Annotated in this window: 3 protein-coding genes; 2 read left to right on the top strand and 1 reads right to left on the bottom strand. The window is 68.5% G+C overall.

The features are described from left to right. Positions 1-184: 184 nt before the first annotated feature. Together C665_RS18935 and C665_RS18930 are read left to right on the top strand one after the other, a co-directional pair. Positions 185-1,348, top strand: a complete 1,164-nt coding sequence (locus tag C665_RS18935) for a UbiH/UbiF family hydroxylase (protein WP_004327260.1) — start codon at positions 185-187, stop codon at positions 1,346-1,348. A 17-nt stretch (positions 1,349-1,365) separates the two neighbouring features. Beyond that, positions 1,366-2,094 carry a DsbC family protein gene (locus C665_RS18930; RefSeq protein ID WP_004327259.1) on the top strand — a complete coding sequence of 243 codons (729 nt, stop codon included), beginning with the start codon at positions 1,366-1,368 and terminating at the stop codon, positions 2,092-2,094. A gap of 48 nt (positions 2,095-2,142) precedes the next feature. Here the strand turns inward: C665_RS18930 and mltA are convergent. Then, positions 2,143-3,238 (bottom strand): murein transglycosylase A (gene mltA, locus C665_RS18925; protein WP_004327258.1); only part of this gene is annotated, 1,096 nt, incomplete at its 5' end.

Here is a 3,238-nt window from a genome sequence, read left to right as displayed (position 1 = left end):
GCCCTCGTGAAAGTAGGTCATCGTCAGACTAACCACACCAACACAACGCCCCACGCACACATCCGTGCCTGGGGCGTCGTGCTTTACAGCTGCCGGATCCCCCCGCACTCCGCGAGTGCGTACGTGGCGGCAAGGCGCGCCCTCGGGCACAATCCAAAGCTGTACCGAGTTTCCGGGGATCGCGATGAAATTCGACCTCATCATCGTCGGCGGCGGTCTCGCCGGGGCCGCGCTTGCGGTAGCGCTGCGCCGTAGCGCACTGCGGATCGCCGTGATCGAACATGCTGTGCCGCGCCGCCCCGAAGGCTGGGACGCCCGCGTCTACGCCTACAGCCCGGTGAGCGCACGCTTCCTGGACCAGCTTGGCGTGTGGGCCCATCTGGACCACCAACGCCTCGCTGAAGTCGCCGAGATGCGTATCCACGGCGATGCGGGCGGCGAGCTCGTATTTTCGGCCTACGACAGCGGACTCGAGGAGCTTGCCTGGATCGGCGAGTCCAGCTTGGTTCATGTCGAAATCTGGGAGAGCCTCAAGCGCCAGCACAACGTCACGCTGTTCTGTCCAGCGGCGCCGGAGGCGCTCGAGATCGACGAAGATGCGGCGACGTTGCGCCTGGGCGACGGTCGCAGCCTGAAAGCCGCGTTGGTCGTCGGTGCGGACGGACGCGACTCCTGGGTACGCGAACGCGCCGGAATCGCCGCGACGATCACGCCCTACGGCGAGCGCGGCGTGGTGGCCAACTTCGTCTGCGAGCGCCCCAGTCGCGGTGTCGCTTACCAGTGGTTCCGCGCCGACGGCGTGTTGGCTTGGCTGCCCCTGCCCGGGCGTCACATGTCCATGGTGTGGTCCGCGCCCGACGCGTTCGCTGACGAGCTGCTCGGGCTCGAGGCCGAGGAGTTCTGCGCGCGCGTGGAGGGGGCTGGCGGCCGCGCGCTCGGCAAGCTCGAGCTCGCCGGCCAGCGCGCCGCTTTTCCGCTGCGTCTGATGCGCGTGGAAGAGACGGTGCGCCCAAGGGTGGCGCTGATCGGAGATGCCGCGCATGCGATCCACCCGCTCTCGGGACATGGCATCAACCTCGGCTTTCAGGATGCGAAGGCGCTGGCGGAGGTGCTCGACGCGCTACCGTCCTGGCAGGACGCAGGCGATCTTTCGGTGCTGCGGCGCTATGCGCGCATGCGTGCGGAAGAGCCCTTCCTGCTGCAGTACACGACGCATGCCCTGAGTCGCTTGTTCGGGCGCCAGGATCCCCTCTCGGCGACCCTGCGCAATCTCGGGATGAACCTGACCGGGCGGGTCCCGGTCTTAAAAAATGCGCTGGTGCGCTACGCTGCCAACGGTCGCTTCTGAACCCTGTGGAGAACTTGATGAAAGCCCTTTCCGTCCCGTCCCTGATCCGGCCCCTCGGCCTCGCCCTGGCGCTCGGTGCGACCACGTTCGCACACGCCGACGAAGCCGGGGTCAAGAAGAGCATGGAGGCCTTCATCGGCTCGCCGGCGGTGGAGAGGGTGACTCGTACCGACTATGCCGGGCTGTACGAGGTCGTGCTCAAGAACGGCCAGCTCGTGTATACCGATGCGAAGAACAGCTTCATCATCGACGGCAGCATCATCGATACCGCCACGCGCCGCGACGTGACCCAGGCGCGCCTCAATCAGCTCTCCGCGATCGACTTCTCCACCCTGCCGCTCGACCACGCGGTGAAGGTCGTGAAAGGCAAGGGCACGCGCGTGATCGCCACCTTCGAGGATCCCAACTGCGGCTACTGCAAGCGCCTGGGCAAGGAGCTCGCGCAGATGGACGACGTCACCGTGTACACCTTCCTGTATCCGATCCTGAGCGAGGACTCGCGTGTCAAGTCGGACAACATCTGGTGCGCGAAGGACAAGGGGAGGGCGTGGACCGACTGGGTGGTCGATGGCAAGGAGCCCGCCAAGGCGAGCTGCGATACCGCGACCATCACGCGTAACGTCGAACTCGGCCAGAGCCTCCGCATCAGCGGCACGCCGACGATCTTCCTCGCCGACGGCTCGCGCATCGGCGGCTACCTGCCGCGCGCCGAACTCGAAAAGGCGATGGACGCCGCCAAGCGCTGATCCCTCGCAGGGCGCGGGCGGACGGTCACGCCCGCGCCGCGGATCGGGTCAGTGCGGCATGGGCGGCTTCATCCCCCTCGGCAGCAGCACCCACATCCGCCCCTGCTGACGCATCTTCCCGGCCTCGCGGCCAGCCTCGGCACCGAATCCCCAAAAGAAATCGGCACGCACTGCGCCCTTGATCGCGCCCCCGGTGTCCTGCGCCATGACCAGGCGCTCGAGCGGGCGCTCGCTGAGCGGCTGCGTGGTCGAGAGGAACACCGGTGCGCCCAGCGGCACGTAGCGCGGATCCACCGCGATGCTGCGGCCCTCGGAGAGCGGCACGCCGAGCGCGCCCACCGGCCCGCCGCCCGAGGCGGGCAACTCGCGGAAGAAGACGTAGCTCGGGTTGGCATTGAGCAGTTCCTGCAGGCGCCGCGGGTTGTCCTGCGCCCAGCGCTTGATCCCATCCATCGAGGCCTTGTCCAGCGTCAGCTCGCCCTGGGCGACCAGCCAGCGCCCGATCGACTGGTAGGGATGGCCGTTCTGGTCGGCATAGCCGACCCGCACCAGGCTGCCGTCGGGCAGCTGCACCCGCCCCGAGCCCTGCACCTGCAGGAAGAAGAGTTCGATCGGATCGTCCGCCCACAGCAGCACCGGTGCCGGGACCTGGCGTTCGGAGAGCTGCTGGCGGTTCCAGTACGGCAGCACCTTGTTGCCGACGAGGCGGCCGCGCAGGCGCAGGCTCTTCAGTTCCGGATACACGTCGGCGAGCTCGATCGTCAGCATGTCCTGCGGCACGCCATGGATCGGCCAGGTGCTGCGTCCGCCGCGCGTGCGACTGCCACGGATCAGCGGCTCGTAGTAGCCGGTCACCAGCCCGTTCGCGCTGCCGTCGGGATTCACCACCTGCCAGGGCGTGAAGCGGCTCTCGAGGAAGCGACGCACAGTGCCGCCGTCGGGTGCTCCGCCCAGGCGGGCGGCCTCCTCGCAAGCTGCCTTCCACGGTGCCTGGCGCACCAGGGTGCTGCAGGAGGCGCGCAACGCCGGCCAGGCCGCCGACAGCTCGTCGCGCTGCCAGCCTTCGATCGCGCCCCAGTCGCTCGCCTGCAGCGCGGCTGCGGCTGGGGCGGCCGGGGCAGCCGGAGCGCCCGGCGTGGCGGCT

Origin of the sequence: Thauera aminoaromatica S2, from assembly GCF_000310185.1 — a bacterium.
GTDB classification, from domain to species: domain Bacteria; phylum Pseudomonadota; class Gammaproteobacteria; order Burkholderiales; family Rhodocyclaceae; genus Thauera; species Thauera aminoaromatica.
The sequence above is the reverse complement of the archived record's forward strand: the minus strand, read 5'-3'. Positions and strand labels throughout refer to the sequence as shown.

Bases quoted from the DNA above. Each gene is read 5' to 3' on its own strand.
- C665_RS18935 (WP_004327260.1), top strand. From the start codon at position 185: ATGAAATTCGACCTCATCATCGTCGGCGGCGGTCTCGCCGGGGCCGCG.
- C665_RS18930 (WP_004327259.1), top strand. From the start codon at position 1,366: ATGAAAGCCCTTTCCGTCCCGTCCCTGATCCGGCCCCTCGGCCTCGCC.